This window comes from Polynucleobacter acidiphobus (assembly GCF_003065385.1).
Taxonomy (GTDB): Bacteria; Pseudomonadota; Gammaproteobacteria; order Burkholderiales; family Burkholderiaceae; genus Polynucleobacter; species Polynucleobacter acidiphobus.
In genome coordinates this window covers 247,944-262,356 of record NZ_CP023277.1, presented here as the reverse complement: position 1 = coordinate 262,356, position 14,413 = coordinate 247,944, and the positions used below count along the sequence as shown (strand labels likewise).

Sequence of the window (14,413 nt, the reverse complement as noted above, 5' to 3'; positions counted from 1 at the left end):
GCAGTAAATACTATGACCTTACAGCGCGTATGCGCAGATCATCTCCGATCAGAGTATGTGCAATAATTCTCCAAGAATCCCTCTGTGATAGTTCTTGAAGCGGTCCAATATTGACCATTCCTAGGCCCTCACCCAAGAAGCAAGGCGCTTGGTAGATGAGGAGCTCATCCACACAACCCTCACGAATGAGTGAACCATTTAATTTGTGACCTGCTTCGACATGGACTTCATTGATCTCGCGCTCTTTAGCCAAATACGCAAAGAGTTTAGGCAGGTCCACCTTGCCCTTTGCATTCGCAAGTTGTACCACTTCAATACCGCGCCCTGCTAACTCTTTTTGAGTTTTAAGTAAATGGCTTGGCTCTGGATTAGCGCAAACGATAATGGCATTTGCATCACTCAGTACCTTAGCCCCTAAGGGAATCTCCAATTGCGAATCCACAATCACTCGCAATGGCTGACGCTGAGTACTCACCTCACGCACCGTGAGAGCTGGATTATCCTCCCTAACCGTACCCACCCCTGAAAGAATGGCACAAGCCTGAGCCCGCCAATGATGACCGTCTGCACGAGCAGCTGGCCCTGTAATCCATTGACTCTGTCCATTGGGTAGCGCAGTACGACCATCCAGACTCGATGCGATTTTCATGCGCACATACGGAAGACCCTGGGTCATACGTTTGATAAAGCCAGGATTAACCAGAGCCGCCTCATGGGCCATTAAACCAAGATCCACCTGAATGCCATGTTTTTGCAAGGCCGCTATCCCCTGCCCCGAGACCTTAGGATTGGGGTCTTGCATGGCAATCACTACACGCTTTGGCGAAAGCTTTATCAGCGCATCACAACACGGGGGTGTGCGACCAGTATGCGAACAAGGCTCAAGCGTGACATAAAAGGTGCTGGCAGCAAAATCAACGGCACTTGCCCCAAGCCGTCGTGCATTAGCAATCGCCTCAATCTCGGCATGCTGAGACCCCACTTGCTGGGTAAACCCCCGGCCCAAAATCTGCTCGCCTTTGGTAATGACGCAACCCACCCGTGGATTGGGGTTAGAGAGGTATAGGGCTTTCTTAGCCTCATCAAGTGCCAAGGCCATCATCTGCCGATCAAATGAACTAAATTGGGTCATAGCGCTATTAAACCCGATTTATTGATCTAACTAAATTCACTAACAACCCAGCCCTTTTCGATTCACAGCAGAATTTGGGTTGCAAATGCGCCAGCGGCCACTCGCTGCCAGAATCACATGACGTTGCAGGTCTGCGTTCTTCGTGTGGGTAAAAACTAAGCGGTTAGCAACAAAGCCCCCGTGTTTTGATTTCGCGGCACCTGCAGGGTTAAATCGAATCTGGCTTTGCCCAGAATGTGGATCCACAAACCCCTTGGAATGAATTGCAATATTGGCAGGCAAGGAATGCCGAACAATTATTTCTGGTGAGTCCTTTAAACCGATCCCCTCAAGCTGCCAGCCTGAGTTCCAATTCGCTTCGTCATCATCCGTTGCTCTTGGCTTTAAGAACATATCGCGACCCCCATAGAGAGCACGCTGCCTAGCAAACTGAGCGTGATAAATGAACTGGCGCGTCGCATGCTCGAGCTCTCGCTCATAAAACTGGGTTTGTATCTGAGGTACTCCAAACATCAGCAGCAAACTGATGAGCGCGATGACCACCATCAACTCCAATAAGGTATACCCCTGCTCCCCATACCCTCGTGAGTCAAATAAACACCATTTCTGATTGCTACTCATAGATTGGCTGCCAATTGATGCGGCTAAGGTGTTGGCTGGCGATTTGATAACGAAGCGCGCTACGAAGCCGAATCCCTTGGCCAACCTCCAACTCAATCAATAGTGTGTTCTTGATTGGATGTTTCTGTTGGTGGACCATTTGTGTTCTACTCATGAGCTTTAGTCGGCAGCCCTCTGAACCTAATGCATCGAAGTCCTGCGAAGAATCTAGCTCATGAATCAATAATGTTCTGAGCTGATCTTCACACTGCGCCAAAAGTGCTTCTGCTCTCTCAAACTCGGACTGATATTGAACCTGAGTCGCTTGCGATTGAATCTCAAGGGCGAGCACCGACTCCAACTGGGTAACCGCCCAAGCCAGATATAGCAAAAGACTCATGACCCAGAGGAATATCATGGGTTATAAGTTCCGTGGCGCTGACTGATGTAGTGTGTCTGCTCGATGACCCGCGTTGGGTTATTTGGTCCTGCATGGGGTTGCACGCGCAGGGTAATGCTAACTAAGCCGCTTGGAGTCCGAGAGATATCAGGCGCTTGGGTCAGTGAGTGTGCTCGCACCCAGTCAATCTGCAAGGACTGCACGTTATTCAGAATTTCACCCTGATGCAATCGACCCTGACGATCGACGCTCTGACACATCAATATCTGAGCTCTAGAATCGTGCCGACTGGGCTCTAGATAAAACCGCTGATAAGCCTGTTGCTTGATGGTTCGCTCGACTGTCAAGGGATTACCCATGCAGTCATACCCCAATTTATCCGGAATATCTTGGGTGAGTACGATGGCGTCAGAACCGCGAGAGGAACCTCCTTTTTGGACGGTGATTGGATTTGCGATCAATGGATGCTGCGTTGAGCTAGCTAGATACCCTGCACCCTGAATCGCTCGACTGATTAACTCCAGTGAGCGATCCATATTCTGTTGTAGTAAAACACGGTCCTCGATTTGAGCCTGATAAGTAAGTACTCGATGAACCAACCATGCTGGCGGCAATAGCAAAATGCTACCGAGCGAAAGCGCTGTTAAGCATGCCAGCAGGCTCATCGTTTTGAACGAGGCACATTGTTTGGTTGCTGACTTTTGAATCGATTGAGGTAAAGTGCAATCTCATGCTGGTTCTTCTGATGAACCCACGCTGCATGCGACTGCTCCAATTGAATAGACTTCATGACGAGTTTTGAATAAACCGTATGCGCGACCGTAATACTGCCCACGATAAGGCTCATCGCAATCAAAAGTTCAAATAACACCATTCCAGATTCAGGTGAATGGTCATGGTTCATTGGGTTATTCCTAAAGTATTTAGTCCCTGAGATTGTTCCCAAATCCACAAGGCTTCACCATCGGCCGCTTCGGAAAATCCTGTCGTAGAGCCCTACAAACAGCAAGAAGGCTTAAAATGACGCTCTATTTACGAATTCCACAACCATGCCAAACTCACCATTACCAGCCATTAGCCCCGTTCATGAGATTGTGGCCGACCTTCGTGCTGGCAAGATGATCATCTTGGTTGATGAAGAGGACCGTGAGAATGAAGGTGATTTGGTTCTTGCGGCTGATCACGTCAGTGCCGAGGCCATTAACTTCATGGCCAAGCACGGTCGGGGTCTCATTTGCCTCACACTCACCAAAGAGCGTTGCCAACAATTAAACTTGCCGCTGATGGTTCGTGACAATGGCACAGCCTTAGGGACAAATTTTACGGTCTCAATTGAAGCTGCCAGTGGCGTGACCACCGGCATCTCAGCAGCCGATCGAGCACGCACCATCCAAGCCGCAGTTGCCCCAAATGCCAAACCAGCCGATTTAGTACAACCAGGCCATGTCTTCCCTTTAATGGCTCAACCTGGAGGTGTCTTAATCCGCTCTGGCCACACCGAGGCCGGTTGTGATTTAGCGAGTCTTGCGGGTTGCTCACCCACTGCCGTGATTTGCGAAATCATGAAAGACGATGGCAGCATGGCGCGCTTACCGGATCTCATCGAGTTTGCTAAAGAGCATCAACTCAAGATTGGAACGATTGCAGATCTGATTCAGTATCGGAGCCAAACAGAGAGTATTGTGTTGCGCGAAGGCGTGCGTGAGTTTGCCAGTCCTTGGGGTCGTTTTACGGGTGTGGTGTATCGGGACACACCGAGTAACTGTTTACACCTTGCACTGGTTCAAGGAAATCCACAATCCGCCGAAGAATCCATTGTGCGGGTTCATGAACCAGTTACCGTTTTGGATCTTTTAGATATTGATCAATCCACGCATTCATGGCCTTTGAGCAAAGCCTTGCAAGTGATCGCCAATGCGCCGTGCGGCGTTGCTGTTTTACTTAATGCTGCTGGAGTTGCGGCTCCCAATGAACTCAAATGGCTTTCGCAGTTTGAAAAGTTAACTCAATTGGACCAAGGTTCTGATCATAATCCCTCAAAGCCACCCGGTCAATCGGGTGCGGAGCGTAAAACGGATTTCCGCAGTTACGGAATTGGAGCGCAAATCCTCAAAGACTTAGGTGTACGCAAAATGCGTTTACTAGCCAACTCCTCCAGGGTACCGAGTTTATCTGGCTATCAATTGGAAATTATTGATCACATCCCCTACACACCCATCCAATCTTGAGGAATAGCGCATGAACGACATCGATGTCTTTGAGGCTGACTTAAATGGCCAAGATCTCAGGGTTGCGATCGTGCAAGCTCGTTTTAATGAAGAGCACTGCAAAGCCCTATCGGAGGCCTGCATTACCGAGCTACTGAACTTAGGTGTGGCTCATCACGATATTCAGTTAGTGACCGTACCTGGCGCCTTAGAGATTGGCTTTGCCCTCTCCCAACTTGCGAAGACCCACGAGTTTGATGCCATGATCGCCCTAGGTGCTGTCATTCGGGGGGAAACCTACCACTTTGAATTGGTCTCCAATGAATCTGCGAGTGCCATTACTCGTATTAGTTTGGATCATGGTATTCCGATTGCCAATGGGGTGCTAACGTGCGACACCGACGATCAAGCATTTGCTCGCACTCTCGAAAAGGGCCGTGATTGTGCGCGCGCTGCGGTTGAAATGGCCAATCTCGCCCTAGCCATCAATCCTGATCTTGATATTGAGTCAGCATAATCACATGACGGCTGGATCGACCCCTAACCCAAAGCGCTCGCTCACGCCTAGGCGGCGTGCCCGCGAATATGCCTTACAAGGTATTTATCAGTATTTGGTGATTCAAAAGGCGGGTGAGCTAAGTGATGCCCCCTTAACGATCAGCGCAATCACGAAACAACTTGGCGAAGACCCAGCATTTAAAAAATGTCAGGGTGATTTATTTGCAAGTATCTTCCAGGGGGTGATTGGCCAGCACCAAGAACTTGATGCATTGATTATTCCGGAGTTAGATCGACCCTTGGCTGAACTATCACCAGTAGAGCATGCTGCTATGCTAATCGGCACCTATGAGTTAGCTGCCGATCTATCGGTGCCCTACAAAGTAGCAATTAATGAAGCGGTTGAATTAGCAAAAACCTTTGGTGGCACCGATGGCCATAAATACGTGAATGGGGTTTTAGATCAGCTTGCCCAAAAACTGCGGCAAGCTGAAATCGTAGCGAACTAAACGTTACCGCCTAAACGGCGCGCAACGTTACGTAACTCTTCGCGCTCTGAAAATACCTTATGGGTATAGGTACCAACCCCACTCGCTGCATTGGGAGCGCCCAAATAACTCTTTAAACCATCCTCAAGCGAACCAGCTCGAGCGATACAAGCCTTCAAAATCAGAGCCCCCACCCGAATATTTGCCTCAGGGATAAAGGCCGCTAAGGGGCCGCCATAAGGCTCAAATTTCTCTTGATGAACATGGGTTCGAACCTGCATCAATCCTTGCGCACCGGCACGGCTCTCAGCACGAGGATTTAGGCTAGATTCAGTCGCCATCACTGCCAAAATTAGGGTGGGGTCTAGGTTAACCTCTTTACTCACCATCATGGCTTGATTGACATAGAAAAGTGTGTCCTCTAAAGAGATCCGAAACTTTTTAGCCAAATGTTCGGCAACTGCGCGACGCTCGGTCTCTGAACCCAATATCGACCGATCAACCGCACTTAAGTCGACCAAATGCCCCGGAATTTGTGATGCGGGTCCTGCAATCGAGGGGATGGTCTGTGGGTTTATGCTCCAAAACTTGAGTTGATTGGCGGACTCATCAGCCGTTAAGATTTCAGCACTATCCGCCCCGAGAATCAGTACGCGGGCTTCGGCGGGAACTAAATAGTGGGCAAGATCAAAGATTCCGGCGCCAGTGCGGGGGCCAAGTAACCAAACGGCAAGAATTGCGGCAACCAAAAATGCAAATAGGCGCTGTATGAGCCTAGCTAAAGATGCAGAGGCTAAGTGCTGTTCAATCCCAATTGTCTTTGGAAAATTAAATGGTTTCATTGTTTGGGTCACACACAATAGATAGAATCTAAATAACAAGACTCTATTTATATTGCAGTGCAACAACTGTTAAACATGCCGAATCTTAGAAACCCCTATATAACCTGTCAAGAATAAAGAAATGGTTTTATATATCAATTAATTCATATTATCCGTTTAAACCCTAATATGATGCGACGCTGAATATAAAAAGATCAGTTAAAACAATGGTTTAATTAAGTTAGTCATCACTTATTCCTCATCATGAAAAAAACATCGGTTCGGGATTTATTTTCATAATTTGAAAGAAAAAATAACGATTTCCAACTACCTATAGGCAGGCAATTGAGTTCAACCCACTATTAGTAGTGGTTTTCAGAAATCATCATTGGCTCCATAGGTAATACGATTGAAGAATCTCTTTTCGGATTTCTGGAGTCAATCACCTCCCCTACGAACCAAATTATTCCCAATAATCCTTCTCGACGGTTGGGATTACACTAAGTCATCGAGACACAACTTACTCAAAAGAAGAACATCATGAACGTCCCCAATTCCATTGCTGATCTCCATAAGCTCCTCAAGAACCCTGGTCTTTTTCATGAGGATGCGTTGATCAACGGCCAGTGGGTGAAAGCGTCAGGGAACGCGCGATTTGCAGTTTCCAACCCCGCAACCGGTGACATCATTGCTAAGGTTGCCAATTTAAATGCCTCGGATGCCGAAGAGGCAATTTCCGCTGCAGAGCTAGCCCTCAATGCCTGGAAGGGCAAGCTGGCCAAAGAGCGTGCCCAGGTGATGCGCAAGTGGTTTGAGTTAATTCTGGCCAATGCAGATGATCTCGCCACCCTCATGACTCTTGAGCAAGGCAAACCTCTTGCCGAAGCTAAAGGGGAAGTGGTCTACGGCGCTTCCTTTGTGGAATGGTTTGCCGAAGAAGCCAAACGCGTAATGGGGGCGATTCCAGCAACCACCTGGGGCGATAAGCGCACCATTGTTTTAAAGCAAGCCATTGGGGTCTGCGTTGCCATTACCCCCTGGAACTTTCCGATTGCCATGATTACGCGCAAAATCGCACCAGCAATGGCAGCAGGATGCACCATCGTGATCAAGCCTGCAGAACAAACTCCGCTTTCAGCACTCGCAATTGCTGAACTTGCCCAACAAGCAGGGGTCCCGCAAGGGGTCATTAATATCGTGACCGCAGATGCCGAGCAATCCATTGCAGTTGGCAAGGTTCTATGTGAATCCCCAACGGTACGCCATCTATCGTTTACCGGCTCTACAGAAGTAGGTCGCATTCTGATGGCGCAATGCGCCCCAACGGTCAAAAAACTCTCCTTAGAACTTGGCGGTCATGCGCCCTTCATTGTGTTTGACGACGCGGATATTGATGCTGCCGTATCGGGCGCAATGAGCTCCAAATACCGAAATGCCGGGCAAACTTGCGTTTGCGCCAACCGGTTCTATGTCCATAAAAAGGTGCACGATGCCTTTGTAGAAAAGTTAGCTCTGGCAACCAAAGCAATCAAGATTGGAAATGGTCTAGAGCAAGGCGTTTCTCAAGGGCCCCTAATCGATCAAGCTGCCATTGAAAAGGTAGAGCGGCATGTAGCCGATGCAGTGAGCAAAGGGGCGCAACTTGTTATTGGGGGTAAACGCGCCAGTCTGGGTGGAACGTTTTATGAACCAACCGTTCTTGCTAATGTTACCAATGCCATGCTCATTACCCATGAAGAAACTTTTGGTCCGGTTGCGCCAGTAATACCGTTTGAGAATGATGATGAAGTGATTCGATTGGCTAATAGCAGTCAATTTGGTCTAGCGTCTTACTTTTACAGTCGGGATATTGGTCGGGTTTGGAAGGTCGCCGAAGCCCTCGAATTTGGTATGGTGGGGGTCAATACCGGACTGATCTCGAATGAAGTAGCCCCATTTGGTGGGGTCAAGCAATCTGGCTTAGGACGCGAGGGTAGCTCCTGGGGAATCGACGAGTACCTTGAAATGAAATACGTCTGTATGGGTCTTTAAGGCACATGCTTGCGATAAAGCAAATCCCAAACCCCGTGGCCTAATTTGAGACCACGGTTCTCAAATTTGGTCAGCGGACGATACGAGGGCTTATCCACAAAACCCTCATGCGTCTCTTGTAAGTGCTTAGCTGTCCAATCAATACCACCGATAGTTTGATCCTGATCGATACCGAGAATGGCTCCTAAGCGAACTTTTTGAGTGGATTGATTTCGTAATAGAGGATGGTGATTGAGAACTAAGAGCATTTGCTCCGCGTAATGCTGCCAATCCGTTGCCAGGTGAAGATAGCCATTAGGCTTCAATCGGGAAACGAGGAGTTCTACAAATTCTTTTTGAATTAAACGGCGTTTATGATGACGCGTTTTATGCCATGGATCTGGAAAGAAAATATGAACCCCATCCAAAGAATTGGGTGCAATCATCCGCTCGAGTATCTCAACAGCATCATGGGAAATTAAGCGAAGATTGTGAAGATCCAACTCACCAATACGCTTAAGAAGCGCACCAACCCCAGGCTCATGAACCTCAAGACCTAAAAATGCATCGTTTGGACGAACTTGTGCAATCTGAGCGGTGGACTCACCCATGCCAAAGCCGATCTCGACAATGCGCGAAGCATTCTGATACGACGGACCAAATACTGACCAATCAAATAATGCCTCTTGATATGGCAGGAGAAATTGACTACCTAAGGTTGCAATCGCATGCTCTTGGGCATTAGTAGTACGGCCTGCTCTACGAACAAACGAGCGAATTCGGTGTCTCAAAGAACTACTATCATTAATCATCAGTGATTAATACGATTCTCATCAGCAATTCGAGAAATGATAATTTGCGAATAAACCATTTCAACTTGCAAATATCTCTTCTTTAACGAAATAAACGTATTTATAGCAGAGGCTGGATTGGATATTGGATCATCATAATAGCCCCAAAAAAAATCATCAAAAATCATCACGCCGCCCACATTAAGATGGGCAAATGATTTAAGCGCGTCAACCATTACATCATAAATATAATGGGATCCATCAATGTAAATTAAATCAAACTTAGTGTGACTTTCTAGATTATCAAAAAATGAAAAAGAAGTCCCTTTGTATTTGGTAAGCCTATCCCGATAATCAGAAAGATTGGCATCAAAATTCTGCTCGATTGTATTCAAAATTTTCGATCCCTTGTGCTCATCAGCACCCTCCCATGTATCCACACAAGTTAATTTTGAATTCGGTAATGAGTCAAGAATAAATAGGGATGATCGACCCTCCCATGAACCAATTTCAAGGCAAGAAAGGGGCTTGTTCAACATTTGAAATTTGTTAAAAATAATCATCCAATAAGGAATATTGCCAGTAAACCAATCAGTAGAAAAATTTTTCTCTCGGTGCTTACTTTCTATATTTTGAAACTTAATAATTTTATTTTTTTGAATATAGGTATTCACAAAACATGTAATAACAATAAGCGGTGCCTTTGTCAAAATCAAGTAAAAAATTGCCTTAAGGAATTTTCGAGAAGATGGGGCATTCATATTTATTTAGCCTTTGGAATAACAAGATTATTTTTGATTAAATCGAGACTATTAGCTAATTCCTTTTCAAATGAAATATCGAAAGCGAAATCTTTACCTAATTTTGCTAGTTTCTTTGCCCTATCGTCATTATCTCTAAGCCAATCAAGCTTTTCTTGAAGATCAGAAAGGTCCTTATTTACGGGTACATAGTGCTGCCATGGAATTAAGCGATCGTAATACCACTGTTTGTATCCGTCCTCGGATTCAACCTTAAGTACGACTGAGCCAGACAGAAGCTTCAAAAATAGACTTGACCAAGCATTACTATTGCCATCTACATCGATAAGGTATTTAAATGTATTGATTAACTTGATTGATTTGGCATTCCCCCGATTCAGTAGACAGTTAATATTGTCAACAATGAATCAAGGGAGTAGTGATGAAGCGAACCAAATACACCGCTGAGTTCAAATTAGAAGCGGTTAAGCAGATCTTAGATAAAGGGCATTCAGCAGTTGAGGTATCCAGACGCTTGGGGGTGCCTGTCGGCCTGCTGTATACCTGGACCCGAAAACTCAAGGGGTCAGATGAGAAACCAATAGAAGACATCAAAGCGCTGCAAGCCGAGATGACCAAACTCAAAGCAGAACTGAGGCGAACCACTGAAGAGCGCGACATCCTAAAAAAGGCCGCCGCGTACTTTGCCAAAGTGTCCGAGTGAAGTACGCGTTTATCAAAGAGCATCGCCAGGAGTTCCGGCTTTTGAGCATGTGCCGGGTTCTGAAGGTGCACCGCAGTGGCTATTACGCTTGGTTAAAAGAACCTCAATCACCCCGGGCTCTGGAGAACGCCAAGTTATCAGAACAGATCCGTTACTTCTATGATCAGAGTATGGGGATTTATGGCAGCCCGCGGATTTACCATGACCTCAGGGAAGCGGGTGTAGCCTGTAGTGAAAACCGAGTGGCAAGACTCATGAAGGCCTCGCAACTGCGCTCCATCCGCGGGTATAAGCGTCCGCGATATCGGATCGGTAGACCGTCTCTAGTCTCACCCAATCAATTGCAACGTCAATTTACCCATGATGCCCCTGATCAAGCCTGGGTGACCGACATTACCTATATCCGAACTTACGAAGGCTGGTTGTACTTGGCGGTAGTGATTGATTTGCACTCCCGATTAGTGGTTGGCTGGAGCATGCAAGCACGTATGGAAACCCGCTTGGTCCTGGATGCCTTAACGATGGCGGTATGGCGCAGAAAGCCTAAGAATGGTCTTATCATCCACTCCGACCAAGGTAGCCAGTTCGGTAGTGATGCATTTGCCCGCTGGTGCAAAGATAATCGATTAAGCCCGAGCATGAGCAGGCGTGGCAACTGCTGGGATAACGCAGTGGCTGAATCCTTCTTTAGCAGCCTCAAAAGTGAATTAATTAAGAAACGGATTTATCCCACTAGGGCACAAGCCAAATCAGAGATCTTTGAATACATCGAAGAGTTCTACAATCGGGTAAGGCGTCACAAGCATCTTGCCCAACTAAGTCCAATGGCGTTCGAACAACGTCAAATTGCGTTATGAAAAGTGTCTACGATATTGGGGGAATGCCAATTTATAGTCTTTTAGGTAGCCCAAAGTTTTAATTTCATTTTCAGCGCTTTTATTCAATTGAACAATATTGCTCAACCCAACATCAAATAGGTCCTGATTTTTAGAATTAGCGGCTATTTCACATAACTTGATTCTCTGAAGATCCCTCCATGACCCAGAGGGCGAGATGCCAGTACTGGATCCCCTCCAAAATAAAATCTCTTTCTTTTGTTCCCACGGAATTAGATTGCTCCCAAAATACGAGCGCATTTCATCGTATCCGTGAGTTCCAATAAAATCAATATCAGGAATCAGAATTTGATTCTCACGATTAGAGCAAAATGCTAATCCGTCTTTTTTTGCATAATCGCCAAGATTAATATCGATCCAACCGCTATGAAAATATTCGGACGCGTGAAATTTTTTTAATAACGGCGATATATCAAAGATTCTTCTAAATGTAGGTTCTAAGGCCTCATTCGAGGCATTCATATTGATATCAAACTCCAATTGATTTGGGCTTATTGCATGCCAGCGAACAACGTCGATATCCGAGCTTAAATAATTAACATTAAATTTAACTTCTATTGGATTAAATTTTGTCCAAAAGATGCTCTCTGCTAAGCGAGTGTCTTTGAATTTACATGCCCTGACTAAATTAATTGGTCTCGGATTTTGAATTAGCTTTTTTGACCGGAAGATGCTCTCAAGAAAAAAAGTGATTTGCCTTAACCTCAGCCGAATGCTTTTAAACATTTAAGAGCTTTGAAAAATAGCTGATAGTTTCTCTTAACCCATCTTCTAGAGATACCTTAGGCGTCCATCCTAATTTGGCCTTAGCTAAATCAATATTCGGCTGACGCTGCTTTGGATCATCCGAGGGTAGTGGTTGATAGACAATTTTTGATTTGCTACCAGAAAGCTTGAGAACCAATTGGGCAAGTTCAAGCATCGTAAATTCAGTTGGGTTCCCGATATTGACTGGCCCCGTAAAGCCAGTTTCTGTCGCCATCATCCGAGCCATAGCATCAATAAGGTCGTCCACATAGCAAAAACTTCGGGTCTGAGATCCATCCCCATAAATCGTGATGTCTTTACCTTGTAATGCCTGCACGATAAAGTTGCTCACCACGCGGCCATCGTTGGGATGCATCCTTGGGCCGTAGGTGTTGAAGATTCTTACCACTTTGATATCGGTTTGATGTTGGCGAAAGTAGTCAAAAAATAGGGTCTCAGCACAACGCTTACCCTCGTCATAGCAGGACCGAATGCCAATCGGATTGACTCTACCCCAATAGCCTTCTGGTTGGGGATGCACCTCTGGATCACCATAGACCTCACTCGTAGAGGCTTGCAAAATACGAGCGCGGGTCCGCTTAGCTAAACCGAGCATATTAATTGCACCGTGCACGCTAGTTTTAGTCGTTTGCACGGGGTCGTATTGATAGTGAACTGGGGAGGCTGGACACGCTAAGTTATAGATCTGATTAACCTCGACATACAAAGGAAAGGTCACATCATGGCGCATGATCTCCAATTTTGGATTACTCATCAAATGCACAAGGTTCTGTTTGTTACCGGTAAAAAAGTTATCCACCACCAAAACATCATTACCCTCACGAAGCAGGCGTTCAGTGAGATGAGAGCCTAAAAAGCCTGCGCCGCCGGAGATGAGGATTTTGTTTTGATTGATGGACATCGTTGTCTTTCAAAAATCGAGAATTTCGCCTGATTTTATTCCTTGGGTGTTGTGGGCATTTGAGATATCTCTTGTGCAGGCATATCCCAACTCGTTGAGCGATAGGCAAAGACAACTTCAACCAAGATAAGTGTTAGAGAAACCACAAATGAGACCAAACCAGCAACAAAGGTGATCAGAACATAACCCACATTGACTAATTTTCCGGCACCGGTTTGTACTAAAAATAGCTCAAGAACAGTCAGAGAAATTAAAACGCCTGCTAAGACATCAAAGAAAATGGCTAGAGTGCATAACCTTCCCCTGGTCTTGAACTCATCAATTTCTTTCTCATAATGTGTCTTCAGCTTTTGACTAAGCTGCTGATCGCCATACAGCTGATTCTGAATAAAGCGCATCCGATCTACATTACGCGCCAGGCGTGCTGTGATCGCAGCAACTAAGGTAGCAACAGCCGTGAGGAGAAAGACAGGTGCCAAGGCCAACTGAATATTGGCTTGTATAGCATCGATTGAAAGGTTCATATTTTTTACTCTATAACTATCAGTTAGACCAAGCGACAAGACCGGTGTACGAGGTCACCAAAACTAAAACGCCAAAAATAATACGATACCAAGCAAAGGGGATAAAGTTGTGATGCGCAACATAATGAATCAGCCAGCGCACACAAATAAATGCGGAGATAAAGGCTGCGACAAAACCAACTAAAAGGGTAGGTGCAAAATCAGCAAAACCAAATGCTTGGGGTGAGTTTGCAATCTTGAGCAACTCATACGCAGTTGCCCCACCAATGACCGGGATTGCTAAAAAGAAGGAGAATTCGGTTGCAACGGCTCGCGGCAAGCCAAATAGCATCCCGCCAATAATTGTGGCTCCAGAGCGTGAGGTACCTGGTATGAGAGCCGCGCATTGGGCTAGCCCCACTTTTAGGGCATCGATCGCAGTTAACTGGTCAATGCTATCGATTTTCTTCATGGTCGACGCTTTGGTTTGACGGTACTCTGCCCAGAAGATCACAAAGGCGCCCACAATAAATGCGCTTGCCACAGGGACTGGTGAAAACAGATGAGCCTTGATGAACTTACCAAAAATCAGACCAAGCCCCATGGCTGGAATACAAGCAATAACCACATGCAAAACAAACTTTTGCGATTGTTTACTCGAGAAAAAGGTATTGGTCACCTTGAATAGGCGCTCACGGTACTCCCAGCACACTGCCAAAATGGCGCCAAACTGAATAATGATTTCAAAGGCCTTGCCACGCTCATCATTAAAATTTAAGAGATCCCCCACCAAGATTAAGTGCCCGGTGCTCGAGATAGGTAAAAACTCGGTTAAGCCCTCAACAATCCCGAGGATCAGGGCTTTGAATAGCAGTAATGGATCCATAGGCATCAATACTAAAGCCTTAAACCCCTAAACTCATGAATTTAGCGT

General features: G+C 46.2%; 18 protein-coding genes. 5 read left to right on the top strand and 13 right to left on the bottom strand.

Annotated elements, in window-relative coordinates; genetic code table 11:
- Positions 1–10: 10 nt before the first annotated feature.
- Genes ribD through AOC32_RS01420 form a run of 5 tightly spaced genes read right to left on the bottom strand, consistent with a single transcriptional unit; the run spans position 11 to position 3,036 of the window.
- Positions 11–1,132, bottom strand: a complete 1,122-nt coding sequence (gene ribD / locus AOC32_RS01440; RefSeq protein WP_108507794.1) for a bifunctional diaminohydroxyphosphoribosylaminopyrimidine deaminase/5-amino-6-(5-phosphoribosylamino)uracil reductase RibD — start codon at positions 1,130–1,132, stop codon at positions 11–13.
- Positions 1,133–1,171: 39 nt separating this feature from the next.
- A complete protein-coding gene (locus AOC32_RS01435) occupies positions 1,172–1,753 on the bottom strand; it encodes a pilus assembly FimT family protein (protein ID WP_108507793.1) in 582 nt (193 codons plus the stop codon).
- Entirely contained in the window at positions 1,746–2,132 is a 387-nt protein-coding gene (locus tag AOC32_RS01430) for a hypothetical protein (RefSeq protein WP_108507792.1), read from the bottom strand. The genes AOC32_RS01435 and AOC32_RS01430 overlap by 8 nt, the downstream gene beginning before the upstream one ends.
- 14 nt (positions 2,133–2,146) lie before the next feature.
- A complete protein-coding gene (locus AOC32_RS01425; RefSeq protein ID WP_108507791.1) occupies positions 2,147–2,797 on the bottom strand; it encodes a hypothetical protein in 651 nt (216 codons plus the stop codon).
- Positions 2,794–3,036, bottom strand: coding sequence for a hypothetical protein (locus tag AOC32_RS01420; protein ID WP_108507790.1), 243 nt, complete (start codon positions 3,034–3,036; stop codon positions 2,794–2,796). The genes AOC32_RS01425 and AOC32_RS01420 overlap by 4 nt, the downstream gene beginning before the upstream one ends.
- Positions 3,037–3,181: 145 nt before the next feature.
- On the opposite strand from AOC32_RS01420, the gene ribBA reads away from it, so the two are divergent.
- From ribBA to nusB, 3 genes are read left to right on the top strand one after another with little or no spacing between them, the layout of a single operon-like run.
- Positions 3,182–4,360: a bifunctional 3,4-dihydroxy-2-butanone-4-phosphate synthase/GTP cyclohydrolase II gene (ribBA, locus tag AOC32_RS01415; protein WP_108507789.1), complete on the top strand. Its 1,179-nt coding sequence runs from the start codon at positions 3,182–3,184 to the stop codon at positions 4,358–4,360.
- 10 nt (positions 4,361–4,370) lie between these two features.
- On the top strand, positions 4,371–4,856 hold the full coding sequence (gene ribH / locus AOC32_RS01410; RefSeq protein WP_108507788.1) for a 6,7-dimethyl-8-ribityllumazine synthase: 486 nt from the start codon (positions 4,371–4,373) through the stop codon (positions 4,854–4,856).
- Positions 4,857–4,860: 4 nt separating this feature from the next.
- The gene (nusB, locus tag AOC32_RS01405; protein WP_108507787.1) at positions 4,861–5,346 is read left to right on the top strand and encodes a transcription antitermination factor NusB; all 486 of its coding nucleotides are present in this window, start codon (positions 4,861–4,863) and stop codon (positions 5,344–5,346) included.
- On the opposite strand, the gene AOC32_RS01400 is transcribed toward nusB, so the two are convergent.
- Positions 5,343–6,167 carry a lytic transglycosylase domain-containing protein gene (locus tag AOC32_RS01400; protein WP_108507786.1) on the bottom strand — a complete coding sequence of 275 codons (825 nt, stop codon included), beginning with the start codon at positions 6,165–6,167 and terminating at the stop codon, positions 5,343–5,345. The two genes, nusB and AOC32_RS01400, sit on opposite strands and share 4 nt — an antisense overlap.
- A gap of 519 nt (positions 6,168–6,686) precedes the next feature.
- Between AOC32_RS01400 and AOC32_RS01395 the strand changes: the two genes are divergently transcribed.
- On the top strand, positions 6,687–8,177 hold the full coding sequence (locus AOC32_RS01395) for an NAD-dependent succinate-semialdehyde dehydrogenase (protein WP_108507785.1): 1,491 nt from the start codon (positions 6,687–6,689) through the stop codon (positions 8,175–8,177).
- Here the strand turns inward: AOC32_RS01395 and trmB are convergent.
- The 3 genes from trmB to AOC32_RS01380 are packed head-to-tail and all read right to left on the bottom strand — an operon-like array spanning position 8,174 to position 10,064.
- Positions 8,174–8,968: a tRNA (guanosine(46)-N7)-methyltransferase TrmB gene (trmB, locus tag AOC32_RS01390; protein ID WP_108507784.1), complete on the bottom strand. Its 795-nt coding sequence runs from the start codon at positions 8,966–8,968 to the stop codon at positions 8,174–8,176. The genes AOC32_RS01395 and trmB overlap by 4 nt on opposite strands.
- Complete coding sequence (locus AOC32_RS01385) at positions 8,968–9,708, bottom strand: class I SAM-dependent methyltransferase (RefSeq protein WP_108507783.1); 741 nt, start codon at positions 9,706–9,708, stop codon at positions 8,968–8,970. Before AOC32_RS01385 ends, trmB begins: the two co-directional genes overlap by 1 nt.
- A 2-nt stretch (positions 9,709–9,710) precedes the next feature.
- A complete protein-coding gene (locus AOC32_RS01380) occupies positions 9,711–10,064 on the bottom strand; it encodes a glycosyl transferase family 90 (RefSeq protein WP_267895632.1) in 354 nt (117 codons plus the stop codon).
- A gap of 65 nt (positions 10,065–10,129) precedes the next feature.
- On the opposite strand from AOC32_RS01380, the gene AOC32_RS01370 reads away from it, so the two are divergent.
- Positions 10,130–11,268, top strand: a protein-coding gene (locus AOC32_RS01370; protein WP_407675544.1) for an IS3 family transposase whose coding sequence is annotated in 2 segments (ribosomal slippage) — positions 10,130–10,370 and positions 10,370–11,268 — 1,140 coding nt in all. Because the reading frame shifts where the segments join, the coding sequence is not laid out codon by codon here.
- Here the strand turns inward: AOC32_RS01370 and AOC32_RS01365 are convergent.
- The 4 genes from AOC32_RS01365 to AOC32_RS01350 are packed head-to-tail and all read right to left on the bottom strand — an operon-like array spanning position 11,263 to position 14,365.
- Positions 11,263–12,033, bottom strand: a complete 771-nt coding sequence (locus AOC32_RS01365; RefSeq protein ID WP_108507779.1) for a hypothetical protein — start codon at positions 12,031–12,033, stop codon at positions 11,263–11,265. The two genes, AOC32_RS01370 and AOC32_RS01365, sit on opposite strands and share 6 nt — an antisense overlap.
- Complete coding sequence (locus AOC32_RS01360) at positions 12,026–12,976, bottom strand: UDP-glucuronic acid decarboxylase family protein (RefSeq protein WP_108507778.1); 951 nt, start codon at positions 12,974–12,976, stop codon at positions 12,026–12,028. Before AOC32_RS01360 ends, AOC32_RS01365 begins: the two co-directional genes overlap by 8 nt.
- Before the next feature lie 35 nt (positions 12,977–13,011).
- Complete coding sequence (locus tag AOC32_RS01355; protein ID WP_108507777.1) at positions 13,012–13,500, bottom strand: DUF2721 domain-containing protein; 489 nt, start codon at positions 13,498–13,500, stop codon at positions 13,012–13,014.
- Positions 13,501–13,519: 19 nt separating this feature from the next.
- Entirely contained in the window at positions 13,520–14,365 is an 846-nt protein-coding gene (locus AOC32_RS01350) for an undecaprenyl-diphosphate phosphatase (RefSeq protein WP_108507776.1), read from the bottom strand.
- Positions 14,366–14,413: the final 48 nt, after the last annotated feature.